General features: G+C 58.7%; 9 protein-coding genes. 7 read left to right on the top strand and 2 right to left on the bottom strand.

Going from position 1 to position 14411, the window contains the following annotated elements; all coding sequences use genetic code 11:
* Positions 1-52 precede the first annotated feature (52 nt).
* Both T281_RS01185 and T281_RS18590 read left to right on the top strand, forming a co-directional pair.
* A complete protein-coding gene (locus tag T281_RS01185; RefSeq protein ID WP_037232820.1) occupies positions 53-3511 on the top strand; it encodes a chromosome segregation SMC family protein in 3459 nt (1152 codons plus the stop codon).
* Between the two features lie 18 nt (positions 3512-3529).
* Positions 3530-4972, top strand: coding sequence for a hypothetical protein (locus T281_RS18590; protein ID WP_155954972.1), 1443 nt, complete (start codon positions 3530-3532; stop codon positions 4970-4972).
* Between the two features lie 144 nt (positions 4973-5116).
* Here T281_RS18590 and T281_RS19030 read toward each other — a convergent pair whose 3' ends face one another.
* Entirely contained in the window at positions 5117-5812 is a 696-nt protein-coding gene (locus T281_RS19030) for a hypothetical protein (RefSeq protein ID WP_162173087.1), read from the bottom strand.
* Between T281_RS19030 and T281_RS01170 the strand changes: the two genes are divergently transcribed.
* The 3 genes from T281_RS01170 to T281_RS01160 all read left to right on the top strand — a co-directional run bounded on the left by T281_RS01170 (position 5789) and on the right by T281_RS01160 (position 9056).
* The gene (locus T281_RS01170) at positions 5789-7603 is read left to right on the top strand and encodes a PAS domain-containing sensor histidine kinase (protein WP_162173086.1); all 1815 of its coding nucleotides are present in this window, start codon (positions 5789-5791) and stop codon (positions 7601-7603) included. The two genes, T281_RS19030 and T281_RS01170, sit on opposite strands and share 24 nt — an antisense overlap.
* A gap of 308 nt (positions 7604-7911) precedes the next feature.
* Complete coding sequence (locus T281_RS01165; RefSeq protein WP_037232809.1) at positions 7912-8853, top strand: IS1595 family transposase; 942 nt, start codon at positions 7912-7914, stop codon at positions 8851-8853.
* Positions 8854-8861: 8 nt separating this feature from the next.
* Positions 8862-9056, top strand: a complete 195-nt coding sequence (locus tag T281_RS01160) for a hypothetical protein (protein ID WP_037232807.1) — start codon at positions 8862-8864, stop codon at positions 9054-9056.
* Here the strand turns inward: T281_RS01160 and T281_RS18585 are convergent.
* Positions 9022-9870: a hypothetical protein gene (locus T281_RS18585; protein WP_155954970.1), complete on the bottom strand. Its 849-nt coding sequence runs from the start codon at positions 9868-9870 to the stop codon at positions 9022-9024. The genes T281_RS01160 and T281_RS18585 overlap by 35 nt on opposite strands.
* Before the next feature lie 150 nt (positions 9871-10020).
* Here T281_RS18585 and recA point away from each other — a divergent pair, with 150 nt between their 5' ends.
* Both recA and alaS read left to right on the top strand, forming a co-directional pair.
* Positions 10021-11157 (top strand): recombinase RecA, encoded by a 1137-nt coding sequence (gene recA / locus T281_RS01155; RefSeq protein WP_037232806.1) that lies wholly within the window; start codon positions 10021-10023, stop codon positions 11155-11157.
* A 164-nt stretch (positions 11158-11321) separates the two neighbouring features.
* Positions 11322-14006, top strand: a complete 2685-nt coding sequence (gene alaS, locus T281_RS01150; protein ID WP_037232805.1) for an alanine--tRNA ligase — start codon at positions 11322-11324, stop codon at positions 14004-14006.
* Positions 14007-14411: the final 405 nt, after the last annotated feature.

Here is a 14411-nt window from a genome sequence, read left to right as displayed (position 1 = left end):
CGTCTACGGCCGGGCGGGCGTGACGGGGCGGTGAAACGGAAGGGCGAGACTTGTGCAGATCACACGGCTAAGGCTGCTTGGCTTTAAATCCTTCGTGGAGCCGACCGAGCTTCTGATCGGTCCCGGCCTGACGGGCGTCGTCGGGCCGAACGGTTGCGGCAAATCGAACCTGCTCGAAGCGCTGCGCTGGGTGATGGGCGAAACGTCCTACAAGACCATGCGCGCTTCTGCGATGGACGACGTCATCTTCGCTGGCACCGACAAGCGCCCGGCCCGCAATATGGCCGAGGTGATGGTTGCCGTCGACAACACGAAACGCACCGCCCCCGCCGCCTTCAACGATGCGGACGTGCTCGAAATCTCGCGCCGCATCCAGCGCGAAGCGGGTTCCGTCTACAAGGTCAACGGCAAGGAAGTTCGCGCGAAGGACGTGCAGATCCTCTTCGCCGACGCGGCGACGGGCGCGCGCAGCCAGGCGATGGTTCAGCAAGGCACCATCGGCCAGCTCATCAACGCGAAGCCGCAGGACCGCCGCCGCATCCTCGAAGACGCCGCAGGCATCGCGGGCCTTTATACGCGCCGCCATGAAGCGGAACTGCGTCTGAAGGCCGCGGAGGCAAATCTTGAACGCCTGAAGGACGTGCTCGGCCAACTCGGCAACCAGCTTTCGAGCCTCCGGCGGCAGGCGCGGCAGGCACAGAAATATCGCGAACTGACGACCGAGCTTCGCAAGCTCGAAGCGATGCAGCATCACCTACATTATTCGGCGGCGAACGCGGCCGTGCAGAGCGAGGAGGCCCAGCTTCTCGAAGCCCTGCGCGCGGTCGGCCAATTTACCCAGGCCGAAGCGGCGGCGTTGCGCTTGCAGGCCGAGGCGGCGGACGCGCTCCAGCCTTTGCGCGACGAGGAGGCCACGCGCGCCGCCGTGCTGCATCGCATCGAGGTGGAACGCAACACGCTCGACCGCGAGGAGGCCCGCGCGAAGGAGCGTGAGGCAGAGCTTCGCGCACGCCTCGTGCAGGTGCAGGCGGACGCTGAGCGCGAGGATGCCGCCATAGCGGAGGCACGCGAGCTTCTCGAAAAGTTCGACCGCGACGAGGAGGCCCTTCGCGCGCTTGGCGACGGGTCCGAGGCGCGCGCCGAGACCGAAGCGCGGGCCGAAAACGCGATGGAAGGGCTGAGCGAGGCGGAGGACGCGCTTAATGCGCTGACCTCGAAAGTGGCCGAGCTTCGCGCCGAGCGCCGCCAGCTTGAAGCGCAAATCGCCGAACATGGCGGCCGCGCCGGTCGCTTCGCGCAGCAGGAGGCTGAGCTTTCGCGGCAGTTGGCAGACCTCCGCGCGCGGGCCGAAGCCGCTTCGCCGGTGGAAGATTTGCGCGAAGACGTCGCCATGCTGGAAGCGCAGATCGAGACCATCGAAGGCGATATCATCGCGGCGGAGGAAGCCGTCGCGGCGGCGCGGCTGCGCGAGAAGGACACGCGCGACGCGGCGGGCGCGGCGAGGCTCCGCGCGAAGAGCCTCGAAACCGAGGTGGCGACGCTCATCAAGCTGTTGAAGCCGTCCGACGCGGGCCGCTTCAAGCCCATCGTGGACCAGATTTCCGTTTCGGCGGGCTATGAGGTGGCGCTTGGCGCGGCGCTCGGCGACGACCTCGACGTGACTGCCGATCAGACATCGCCGACGCGGTGGACACTTGTCAGCGATGCGGGCGGCGATCCGGCGCTGCCCTACGGCGCGGAACGGCTGTCGAATTTCGTGCGCGGACCGCTGGAGCTTTCTCGCCGCCTCGCGCAGATCGGCGTTGTGGCGAGCCGCGACGAGGGCGAGCGGCTGAAGGCGAGCTTGGCCGTCGGCCAGCGCCTCGTGACACGCGAGGGCGACCTCTGGCGCTGGGACGGGTTTGTGTCCGCCGCGAATGCGCCGTCCGCCGCCGCGCGCCGTCTCGCCGAACGCAATCGCCTTGCGGGGCTTGAAGAGCAACTCGACGAAGTGCGCGAAGCCGCCGACCGCGCCGAAGCGGAGCGGCTTGCCGCACAGAACGCCGCGACCGAGGCGCAGGCGTCGGAGAAGCGACTTCGCGAGGCAGTCCGCGCGTCGCAAGCGCAGTTGGCGCAGAAACGCGCAACCTTCTCGCAGGCCGAGCGGGCTGCGATGGAAGAGGCGAACAAGCTTCGCAATATTGAGGAAGCCCGCGAACGCGCCGCCTATGCGCGCGAAGAGGCCGAAGCCGCCCGCGAGGACGCGCAGGCCGCGCTCGAAGAGGCGCGCCCCGTCGATCAGGCCGAAGCCGAGTTGGCGCGGCTCAAGGAGCGCGCCGCCGCTGCGCGCGACGTTTACACACAAGCAAAGGCCGCGCTCGACGGCATCGACCGCGACATCCGCGCCCGCGCCTTCCGCCTCAAGCAGATCGGCGAGGAGCGGCTTCGCTGGCTCCAGCGCACCAAGAGCGCGAACGCGCAAATCAACAGTCTCGCCGAGCGGCTCGACGGCATCCGGGCGGAACTTGCCGAGGCCGAGGAGCTTCCGGCGAAGATTGCGGATCGTCGCAACAAGATCCTCACAGAAATCGGGCAGGCCGAAACCGCGCGGAAGGCTGCCGCCGATCAGCTCGCCGCTGCAACGAACGGCCTTCGCGAAGCCGACCGCGCGCTTCGCGATGCGCAATCCGGCCTTTCCAGTGCACGCGAAACCCGCGCCCGCATCGAGGCGCGCCTTGAGGCCGCCCGTGAGCGCCGCGCCGAATATGCGAACGCGATCCGTGACACCTTCGAGTGTCAGCCGCCGGAGATTTTGAGCGCGGTTGGCCTTGATGACGACGCGCCGCTTCCCCCGCCGCAGGAGATCGAACAGCAGATCGTGAAGCTCAAGGCGGAGCGCGAGCGTCTCGGCGGCGTGAACCTGCGCGCGGAAGAAGAGGCAGCGGCGCTCGGCGGCGAGTTCGACGGCATGGAGAAGGAGCGCGCCGATCTTCAGGAAGCCATCGGCAAGCTGCGCACCGGCATCGCGAGCCTCAACAAGGAGGGCCGCAAGCGCCTGCTCGAAGCATTCGACACGGTTCAGGCGCATTTCGTGCGGCTGTTTCAGATCCTGTTCGGCGGCGGCGAAGCCGAGCTTCAGCTTATCGAGAGCGACGATCCGCTCGAAAGCGGCCTCGAAATTTTCTGCCGCCCGCCCGGCAAGAAGCCGCAGGTGCTCACGCTGCTCTCAGGCGGCGAGAAGGCGCTGACCGCGCTCGCGCTCATCTTTGCGGTGTTCCTCACGAACCCGTCGCCGATCTGCGTGCTCGACGAGGTGGATGCGCCGCTCGACGACGCCAACGTCGACCGTTTCTGCACCATGATGGAGGAGATGGCGCGCTCCACCGAGACACGCTTCCTCGTCATCACCCACCACCCGATGACCATGGCGCGCATGAACCGACTGTTCGGCGTCACGATGCAGGAAAAGGGCATAAGCCAACTCGTCAGCGTCGATTTGCAGGCGGCGGAGCGGTTCCGCGAGGCGAGTTAATACTGGAGAAAAGTTTCAGTGAACGATGATATCAGAATTCCGGATCGCTTTGAGTCCTTGCAAAATCAATTTAGTGAAGTCAGGCAGCTGATAACTCCTGTAGATAACGATGTCAGAGCTTTTATTCGGTTTCGGGAAAGAGCTTTTGGAAAAAATGGTGGTTTATTATGTTTTTTGCTTGGCCGCTCTGGGGTTGGGAAGACAACGTCTATTCACTCTGTTTCAATTAATCAGCCTGATTTATTTGGTCAAGTTTGCAGTATTCCGAGTGATACGGAGATGCGTAACGTATTTCGATGGATTGATCTCAACGCTCCCGCAAAGGACGCCGAAAAAGCTACGATTCTGCTTTTTGATGGGCGAGAGGTATCAGACGACGAGGTCGGGATTCGTCAGTTTATTTCTTATCTAAATCAATTTTTGCGAAAGAGGCCTGATATTCTGTTTTGTTGGCCACTTACGGACTCGGAGTGGCATTCCAAGCTTCGAGCTATCGCAGAGAATGTGGGAGGAGCAAATCTTTGCCCAAAAGAATGTGATTACAAGGTTTTGGGCCCTGACCGCTCTCAGTGGCCTTCCGCGTTAGAGCATCTGCTGCTGCAGTTTGGAAAAACGTTTGAAGATGTTGGATTTGCTAATGATTTGGTATTGGAAATTGCCTCTCGCCAGGAGACCATAGGGGACTTCCTGGGTGAGATGAACTTCATTATATCTGAAAGAGTTTCCCGAACACGAGAAATAAAGAGACTGCCGAATTTATTGTTTGTTGTTACATCAAGCGGGGACGTGACCGGCGAGTCGAATAGAATTCGGCGAGCCGGAAAGCAAATACTAGCTGCAGAGCCATTGCTAGGGCACTCACCTCGATCAGAAGCAGGAAAATGGTGGACTGAAAGAAACAAGACTCCAGACCATCATCTCGGTTACATAATATCACTTTTTAACGCAAGTTTGGTCACTTGCTCTGCTAGCGCTGTAGTTTATTCTTGTGTTCATAGCGACGAAGAGCAGCTTAATAGTGCCGCGAAACAAGCCGGGTTACAGCCAAATCCGGGCAATGCTAACCGCACGATACAGGCATCTGAGTTTTTCAAATTTTTGAGCGGTAGTGAAGTGCTAGAGTTTACCACCGGTCGCCGTGGTACCATGAGCGAGGGGACGATTCAATCGTACGGGAAAATACAAGAACTTTCTGCAAAGAAACATAAGCTAATCAATCAGGCGATATGCTCACTTGCCAAGAGTAATTTAGTGGGTCTGCAATTTGGCCTAAATAGCAGCTTCGAGATACCCTCGGGAAATGATTTGTTTACGGATGCGGTTTTGAATTCTAACGGGAAGATCTATCATGTCGAGTTTCATCACCTCAGCGAAAAACAGTGCAAGGCCGCGAGCATAGCATCCTACGTCATGTCTAAACTGAAGACATATGCACTACATCATCAGATTATACCTCGCTAATCGCCTAGTTGGCAGAATCGGCATGATCTCTCTATTCAACTCTGCGCCGTTCCGATCCCGAACCCCGCTCTCGCGGGTTGGGGATCGGGGCTGAGCCGTTACGCAGACCGTAGTAAGCTTTTCTTTACACTTCGCGCGCGAGGTTCACATTCCGTGTGTGAATCTTGAGGCAAGCCGAATCATTCCATAGTGGGCACATGATGAGGTGACGGAATGGGAACTCGGTCGATGGCGTTGGCGCAGAAAACTCCCCACTGGGGCAGCATAGCTGTCGGCGCAGGCGCTGCAGCCGCCGTGACGCTCTCGCTTGCAGGCCACGGCGAGGCCGCGCTCGCGCTTTTCGCGTTTGTAGGCGCCGCCGCCGGAGTGCTTTTTGCGACGGGCCAGATTCAATTCAAGCAGTCCGAGGAAATGACCGACGATCCGGCACACGATATCGTCCGGGCGCTTCCCGGCGCTATCGCTGTTACCAACAGGAAGGGCATCATCCAAGGCGGCAGCGACAGCTTCATCGCGATAGTGGGCGGCTTGGGCGTTGATCAAAACCTCTCGCGGCTTGGTGATCGCGACCGAGAAACCGCGGCAGCCGTTTTCCGCCTTCTCTCGGCCGGACGCGAAGGCAGAAAGCATACGGAAACAATTGTTTTGCCGAATCTGGGCGGCGGCGAAACGGCGGTTCTCGGAATAGCTCCCCTGGGCGAGCAGGGAAACCGGACGCAGCTTCTTCTCTGGCATATCGAGCAATTCAGAAAGGATGTATCGGGCGAGCGTCGCACCCCTGATCTGCTCGAGATGCTCCCCGTAGCCGCCCTGACGGTGAATAAAGATCTCAGCGTACAAAGCGCAAACAAGGCCTTCGAGATGCTGGCGGGAGGTTCGCCCATCGGCAGGGAGGCTTGGTCTCTCTTTAGAACGCGACGCGGCAATCCGCTGACGCGGGCAAGACTTCGCGACGTCATCGCGAAGGCCGGTGGCAATATCCAGGTCCAGGTGGTGAGCGCCAACGGTTTCACCCGGCAGGCCTGTCTGCATTTGGCCGATACGCTCAATGGTGGCGGGGTGTGGCTCGTGACGCCTGCGGATGCAGTAGCAGGGCGACTGGACGAGGCATTCGAGACTATCGTCGCCTCGGCCCCCGACGCGATGGCTATCCTGAACACGAAAGGCGTGATCCTCGGCGCCAATGGGGTTTTCCGCCAGATTTTCGGGGCCGAAGGCGTGGACGGCTCGCAGGTGGCCGACATTCATGGCAAAGCGCTGGCCTCGCTGCTTGCTGAATCCTCCGCCCAGACGGTGAAAGAAAAGATCGCCGCTTTGCTCTCCACCCCGGATGCAAACCCTGCTCCGGTCGAGCTTCATGCCGTTCCAAAGGACGCAATCAACCGCCGCATCCGGATTATGATCTTTCCGGCGGCGGATGGAAATCATCTGGTCGTAACTGCCGCAGAGCCCGTGGCGAGCGCACTCACCGACGAGAAAGCGGCGCAAGGACAGAAGCTTCAGGCCGTGGGCGAACTCGCCGGCGGCATCGCGCACGATTTCAACAACCTGCTCACAGCTATCATCGGCTTTTCCGACCTGCTTCTGCGCCGCTTCCGCGCGTCCGATCCCGCGTTCAAGGATTTGATGAATATCAAGAATAATGCGACCCGCGCAGCTGAACTTGTCAAACAGATCCTGGCCTATTCGCGTCGCCAGACTTTGCGCCCGGCCATACTTCGGCTGACGGACGTTATCGAGGAATTCCAGGCGACGATGGGTCGAACGCTTGGGGAGAAGGTAAAGGCCAAGGTACAGCACGGCCGCGATCTTTGGTTCGTGAAGGCCGATGAAGGCCAGATTTTCCAGGTCATCATGAACCTCGCGGTCAACGCGCGGGATGCGATGCCGGAAGGGGGCGACATCACAATCTCCACAGCTAATGTGAGCGAGCGCGAGTCCCTTCTTCTCAAGGAGCGTGGCGTCGAGCGAGGCGAGTATGTCACGGTGGAGGTGCGAGACTCAGGCACCGGCATCAAGCCCGAGCATCTGGAGAAGATTTTCGATCCCTTTTTCTCGACGAAAGAGGTCGGCAAGGGAACGGGACTTGGGCTGTCCACCGTATACGGCATCGTAAAGCAGACGGGCGGCACTATTCTCGTCGACAGCGAGATGGGAAAAGGGTCGTCCTTTCGAATTTTCCTGCCACGGTATGTCGAAACCGAGCTCGACCTGAAAGCCCTCGAAACTCGCGGTGAGGTGCCGGAGCAGACCGTTGATCTCACCGGCAAGGCAACCGTCCTGCTGGTTGAGGACGAAGACGCCGTTCGCTCTTTCGCATCGCGCGCGCTGGCCACGCGCGGCTACACCGTGCTCGAAGCCGCGAGCGGCGTCGAGGCGCTCGAAATCATGGATCGGCACGAAGGCCAGGTTGACCTCGTGGTGAGTGACGTCGTGATGCCCGAGATGGATGGCCCTACCCTTTTGCGTCACCTGCGGCAGAGAAACCCAGACATTCGCATTATATTTATGTCCGGATATGCGGAGGAAGCTTTCCGCAAGAACCTCAGCGCCGACGAAAATTTTGTCTTTCTTCCGAAGCCCTTCACGCTCAAGAAGCTCGCCGAAACCGTCAAGGCCGCCGCTGCCTAGTCGACGCGCTAGCACTCCTCGCCAGATTCCGGAAGGTGCGCCAGAACGCATTGCGCTGCTCTCGCTCATGAACGAACTCATCAGATTACCTGACTTCCATCTCAGGTTGCGTCCAACTTTATCGCGGAACAAATGATGAACTCAAGCTCGCCTCTTGCCTTTTCCACAGTTATCCGGCTTCGGGGTGACGCAATTGCAACGGGCCGGACAATTTACCCAGGGTTGCACAAAAACACTTGCGCCGGAACGTTACACTTGACATACCAATCCACAGGATATAGATTGGAAGCCATAGAGGGAATATCGCTATGGCCAAATCGGTTCTCAACGCCCCGCACTTTCAAAACGAAGACGAGGCCTTCGCTTACGTCGAATCGCGCCTATGGCCGAACGGCCCGGTTTGCCACCATTGCGGCAACGCCGATCAGAAGCGCATCAAGAAGCTTGAAGGCGAAACCACCCGCAAGGGCCTCTACAAGTGCAACGAATGCCGCAAGCCGTTCACCGTGCGGATGGGTACCATTTTCGAATCATCGCACTTGCCGCTGCATCTCTGGCTTCAGGTGATCCACCTGATGTGCGCTTCGAAGAAAGGCATCTCCACCCGCCAGATCCAGCGCATGCTTCAATGCAGCATGAAGACCGCTTGGCACCTTACCCACCGCATCCGCGAAGCGATGCGCGACGGCTCACTTGCTCCGATGGGCGGCGCTGGCAAGACCGTTGAAATTGACGAAACCTTTGCTTGCCGTATCGAAGACGCTCCCAAAGGCCGCAAGCCCGTTGGGAGCGCGTTCCGCAGTATCGCCCTTACCCTTGTCGAGCGTGGCGGCCCGGCGCGTAGCTTCCACGTTGCGAACACTTCCCTTGCCGTGATCATCCCGATCATTCGCGCCAACGTCAGCCGCGAAACCGCGATCATGACCGACAAGGCGAGCTGGTATAAGAACCTGAGCCGCTACTTCCCGGATCACAGCGCCGTCGATCATCGCCGCGAAGAATATGTCCGCTACGAAGGCGACAAGGTCATCACCACCAACACCGTCGAAGGCTTTTACGGCGTGTTCAAGCGCGGCATGCGCGGCGTCTACCAGCATTGCAGCGAGCGTCACCTGCACCGCTACCTTGCCGAGTTCGATTTTCGTTATTCAAACCGAGAGAAACTCGGCGTGAACGATACCGACCGCGCCGACCGCGCGCTCTTGGGTGTCGTCGGCAAGAGGCTTACTTATCAAACGACTTGTCACTGAGAGGCCCTATGGCAAAGCCAGAAAGCGAAAAGGCTCCGCCGAAGAAGAAGGGGGAGCCTAAGCCGAAACTCACCGACGCGGAGCGCCACAAGCGCTTCGTGGATATGGCGCGCGAGGTAGAGGCGGACGAGAGTACAGAAGCTTTTGACAAGGCTTTTGAAAAGGCCGTTACGCCACATCCTCATACCGAAGGCGACTGCTAAGATGTTCGCAAAATGAAGTGACGTGCAAATAAATTTTCTTTGCCTCATCTAGCGTATATTTTTCCTTAACCGCGTGGCTAGCATAATTTCTCCAAGCATTCTTTATATGAAAAAAGTGAGTGCAGGCCTCAGCAAAAAAAGAGTGCTCTTCCTTTCTACCTTCCCAGTATTTGGTTCTATTTCCTTCTCTATCCTTTCCTCTTACTGCGTTTTCGATATCATTTAAAATTGAATTCCAATTTTCCTTAGGATTGACGCCGATTGATTTAGCCATTGTTTCCAATGGCTGCTCTAACCCACGCATTAAATGCAGGACAGCCGCAGTGGATCGATCAAATGCTATGCATTTTGATGCTTCCTCAAGATCGTAGCATGATCTTGGGAAAGCGTTCTGTATCAATTCTGGCGCAGCATAATCGTAGTATTTTGCCGCGTCGCTATGGATTCCAAAGAGCTTTGCATCCTGCAATTCGTCTCTTAGTCTATCTCTAATATTTCTTAATTCTCTGGATGCATCCAAATACGTGCATTTTTTATCTTCAATTGATTGTTGAAGCCGGAAAGCGGCTTTGGCTGTGTACTTCGCGCCAACGGCCACACAAGACACAATTAAAACGGAAATATTTTCCGACCATGACTCATCATCAACCAGAGCGCTCATTAGTTTTTCATCAGCGCTTAACAAAAAAGCTTCGATGGTCACAAGCGCCTGGATGGCCGAAACAAACTTCGCTCCGTATATTTCCAGCATATCCCAAAGGCCCACAAGCCCGTGAGGTTGAAATGGCTCAGGTGACGGGCTAAGCGCGTTCATAGCGCACCTCCCGCTGAGTCGAAATCTCTATATCCTGTGGATTGGTATGGGAAGTGTAACGTTCCGCACTTGCGCACAAGAACAAACGAGGTACATTCGGTGTCGTTTGCAAGTCCATGGCCGCTATGGAATAAACAAGGATAACGATTCATGAGCGAGACGCCGTTCCGCGTGATCGAAGGGAATTGGGACAGCATGGACAAGCAGAAAGCCCTCGAAGCCGCCTTGAGTCAGATTGAGCGGAATTTCGGTAAGGGATCCGTCATGCGACTGGGCAAGAACGACAAGCTCGTCGAGGTGGAAGCAATTTCCACTGGATCGCTGGGCCTCGATATCGCGCTCGGGATAGGCGGGTTACCACGTGGCCGTGTCGTCGAGATTTTCGGACCGGAATCGTCCGGCAAGACGACGCTCGCGCTTCACGTCATTGCGGAAGCCCAGAAAAAAGGTGGCTCCTGCGGGTTTGTGGACGCCGAGCACGCGCTCGATCCCGGCTATGCGCGAAAGCTGGGCGTCAATCTTGAAGACTTGATCATCTCGCAGCCCGACGCGGGCGAACAGGCCCTCGAAATCACCGATACGCTGGTGCGCTCCGGCGCAATCGACGTGATCGTGGTGGATTCGGTTGCCGCATTGACACCAAAGGCCGAAATTGAAGGCGAAATGGGCGATGTACTGCCGGGCATGCAAGCTCGCCTCATGAGTCAGGCGCTTCGCAAGTTAACTGGATCGATCTCGAAATCGAATTGCCTCGTTATCTTCATCAATCAGATTCGCATGAAGATCGGCGTGATGTTCGGAAATCCAGAAACCACCACGGGCGGCAACGCTCTCAAATTCTACTCCTCCGTGCGCCTCGATATCCGGCGCATCGGACAGATCAAGGAGCGGGACGAGGTTGTCGGCAATCAAACGCGCGTCAAGGTTGTGAAGAACAAGGTGGCCCCTCCATTCAAGCAGGTCGAGTTCGACATCATGTATGGCGAAGGCATTTCGAAGACAGGGGAACTGGTTGACCTCGGTGTGAAGGCGAATATCGTGGAGAAGTCCGGCTCCTGGTATTCCCATGACAGCCAACGGATTGGACAAGGTCGAGAAAATGCAAAGGCCTTTTTGCGCGGCAACCCTCTGGTGGCTGAAGCAATAGAACGTGAAATCCGAGCCAATGCCGGACTGATCGCGACAAAAATCCTCGACGGCACGGATGGCGACGACGATAGCGGCGACGGTGAGAATCCAAGCGAGGCTGAGGCACCGCCCCCGAGCCGGAAGGGAGCCAGCCGTTAGGCTGCGGGCGGTGTGTCAAATCGGTCTGATGTGGCAGGATCGCTGTGGGCGGCTTGCCCTATAACGGGAAATTGCGGTATCGCTGTCGAGTGCCGATATGCTTTACCTCTTGGGCGGGTTGGCACCCGGTAATGCCGCGCTGTCCACTGGAAACGAATTTGGTTATGAGCACCCTCAACGAGATCCGCGGAACCTTCATCGATTTCTTTCGCAAGAATGGGCACGAGCACGTTCCCTCGAGTCCGCTCGTGCCTCGGAACGATCCAACGCTGATGTTCACGAACGCGGGCATGGTGCAGTTCAAGAACGTCTTCACAGGCATGGAGACGTTGCCTTACAAGCGCGCCGTTACCGCGCAGAAATGCGTGCGCGCCGGCGGCAAGCACAATGACCTCGACAATGTAGGCTATACTGCGCGGCACCATACCTTTTTTGAGATGCTCGGCAATTTCTCGTTTGGCGACTATTTCAAGGAGCGCGCCATCGAGTTGGCGTGGACGCTCGTCACCAAGGAATACAGCCTCGACAAGAAGCGGCTTCTCGTAACGGTCTTCTCCGAGGACGATGACGCGCATGCCCTTTGGAAGAAGATCGCCGGGCTGCCCGACGACCGCATCATCCGTATTCCAACTTCGGATAATTTCTGGTCGATGGGGGAAACAGGTCCCTGTGGTCCTTGCTCTGAAATTTTCTTCGACCATGGTCCGAAGGTTCCAGGCGGCCCTCCCGGAAGCGAGGACGCAGATGGCGACCGTTTCATCGAAATCTGGAACCTCGTTTTCATGCAATACGAGCAGGTTTCGAAGACAGAGCGGCTCGATCTGCCGCGGCCCTCGATCGATACCGGGATGGGACTTGAGCGGGTTGCCGCGGTGCTGCAAGGCGTTCACAATAATTACGATACCGACCTCTTTCAGGCGCTAATCCGCGCTTCGGTCGATGCCACCGGAGTTCCGGCCGAAGGCGCCGCGCTTCCGAGCCATCGCGTCATCGCCGACCATCTTCGCGCTTCGGCCTTTCTTGTCGCGGACGGCGTTCTCCCCTCGAATGAGGGGCGCGGCTACGTTCTCCGTCGCATCATGCGACGCGCAATGCGCCATTCCCATCTGCTGGGCGCTGAAGAACCGTTGCTCTACCGTCTGCTTCCCGTTCTGGTTCGGGAGATGGGGCAGGCTTATCCGGAACTTGTGCGCGGGCAGGCGCTGATCGGCGAAACGCTCAAGATCGAGGAAGTGCGCTTCCGCAGAACGCTTGCTCGCGGCCTGAGCCTTCTCGATGAAGCCTCGTTTTCGCTGGGCGCGGGCGACACCTTTTCCGGCGAGATCGCGTTCAAGTTGTACGACACTTACGGGTTTCCGCTTGATCTGACGCAGGACGCGCTGAAAGCCCGCAGCATCAGTGTCGATATCAAGCAGTTCAACGCCGCGATGGCGCAACAAAAGGCCGAAGCGCGCAAGGCGTGGGCGGGTTCCGGAGAGGCGGCGACGGACAAGGTCTGGTTCGATGTGCTGGATCAGGCCGGAGCGACGGAGTTTCTGGGTTATGAAACCGAAGCCGCAGAAGGCCAGATTGTCGCGATCGTGAAGGATGGAAAGCCGGTCAAACAATTGAAAACTGGCGAAGAAGGCATCCTTATTCTCAATCAGACCCCCTTTTATGGCGAATCTGGCGGCCAGGTCGGCGACAGGGGTGTTATTATCGCGCCGAAAAGCGCCCACTTCGACGTTTCCGAGACACAGAAGAAGCTCGGGAAGCTCTTCGCCCATGTCGGCACGGTCAAAAAGGGGCCGCTCAAGGTCGGCGATGCCGTCGAAATGCAGGTCGATCATGCGCGCCGTACCGCGATCCGCGCGAACCACTCTGCGACCCACCTGCTTCACGAGGCGCTGCGCGAGACTCTCGGGACGCATGTCACACAAAAAGGCTCACTCGTCGATCCGGACAAGCTGCGCTTTGACTTCTCGCACCCGAAGCCGCTTTCGAAGGAGGAACTCGCAGCCGTTGAAGAATTGGCCAATGCCGTCGTGCTGCGCGATAGCCCTGTGGTAACCCGGCTTATGGCGGTGGATGATGCCGTCGCCGCGGGCGCCATGGCGCTCTTCGGCGAGAAGTACGGAGAGGAAGTGCGCGTCGTGTCGATGGGCGAGGCCAACCACGACGAACGCGGAAGCCGCGCCTTCTCGGTAGAGTTGTGCGGCGGCACGCATGTGCGGGCGACGGGCGAAATCGGCCTCGTCAAGGTCGTGCAGGAGAGCGCGGTCGCGGCCGGTGTTCGACGCATCGAGGCGCTGACCGCAAATGCTGCACGCCTGCATCTTTCGCATCAGGAAGCGGCGCTCCGGCAAGCCGCCGAACTCCTCCGCGTAGCACCATCGGAAGTCCCGGCGCGTCTGCAGAATCTGATCGAGGAGCGCAAGAAGCTCGAACGCGAATTGGCCGATGCAAAGAAGAAGATCGCGCTCGGCACAGGCAGCGATCGGGCCGGAGCTGAAAATCCGGTGCGCAAGATTGGCGACGTGACCATGTTCGCGCGCACGGTTCAGGGCATCCAGCCGAAGGATCTGCGCAGCCTGGTGGATGACGGCAAACGCCAGATCGGGTCTGGGATCGTCGCCATCGTCGGTGTCACGGACGACGGCAAGGCGGGCATTGTGGTCGGCGTAACAGACGATCTTACGAAACACTATAGCGCAGTCGATCTCGTCAAAGCCGGCGCGGCGGCGGTCGGCGGACAAGGCGGCGGCGGTAGGCCGGATCTGGCGCAAGCCGGTGGTCCGAGCGGAGCTAACGCCGAAGCTGCCCTGAACGCCATCGCTGAATGCGTCGCGAGCGCGACTGCCGCCGCATAACCGACTTAGCGGAAAGATGGAGGGTGCAGGGCGGTTTTTTGGCGTGACCGGCTTCGGTGGTCGCTCAGCGATCCGGGACCAGAGACCGTTTACCGATCAGATTACGATGCGCATTTGATTGGAAGGTCGGTGGGAAAAATAAGCGTCGGCGACCTAAGGCCACCGCAACGGCGGCGCGACGTTGGCGGGGCCTCTACGACAACTTCCCGCAAAGCGATGCCGTTGAGCGGCCAGGCTCCGCAATGGCATGGCGGTTTTTGCGATAGAATCATGCGCCAACATGGCTTAGAGCGCTTATGATTGGTCAAATGCGCTGACGCTCATTCCGCGCGACCATACAGCACCTGCTGTGAGACCTCGAACCTTCGCCGCCGCCCTTTCAGCTTTTTGTCTTTTCCATTATGT

This window comes from Rhodomicrobium udaipurense JA643 (assembly GCF_000636015.1).
Lineage (GTDB): Bacteria > Pseudomonadota > Alphaproteobacteria > Rhizobiales > Rhodomicrobiaceae > Rhodomicrobium > Rhodomicrobium udaipurense.
Note: the sequence above shows the minus strand (reverse complement) of the source record. Positions and strands in the feature narration are given on the sequence as shown.

Bases quoted from the DNA above. Each gene is read 5' to 3' on its own strand.
- T281_RS18585 (WP_155954970.1), bottom strand. From the start codon at position 9,870: ATGAACGCGCTTAGCCCGTCACCTGAGCCATTTCAACCTCACGGGCTT.
- recA (WP_037232806.1), top strand. From the start codon at position 10,021: ATGAGCGAGACGCCGTTCCGCGTGATCGAAGGGAATTGGGACAGCATG.
- alaS (WP_037232805.1), top strand. From the start codon at position 11,322: ATGAGCACCCTCAACGAGATCCGCGGAACCTTCATCGATTTCTTTCGC.
- T281_RS01160 (WP_037232807.1), top strand. From the start codon at position 8,862: ATGGCAAAGCCAGAAAGCGAAAAGGCTCCGCCGAAGAAGAAGGGGGAG.
- T281_RS01165 (WP_037232809.1), top strand. From the start codon at position 7,912: ATGGCCAAATCGGTTCTCAACGCCCCGCACTTTCAAAACGAAGACGAG.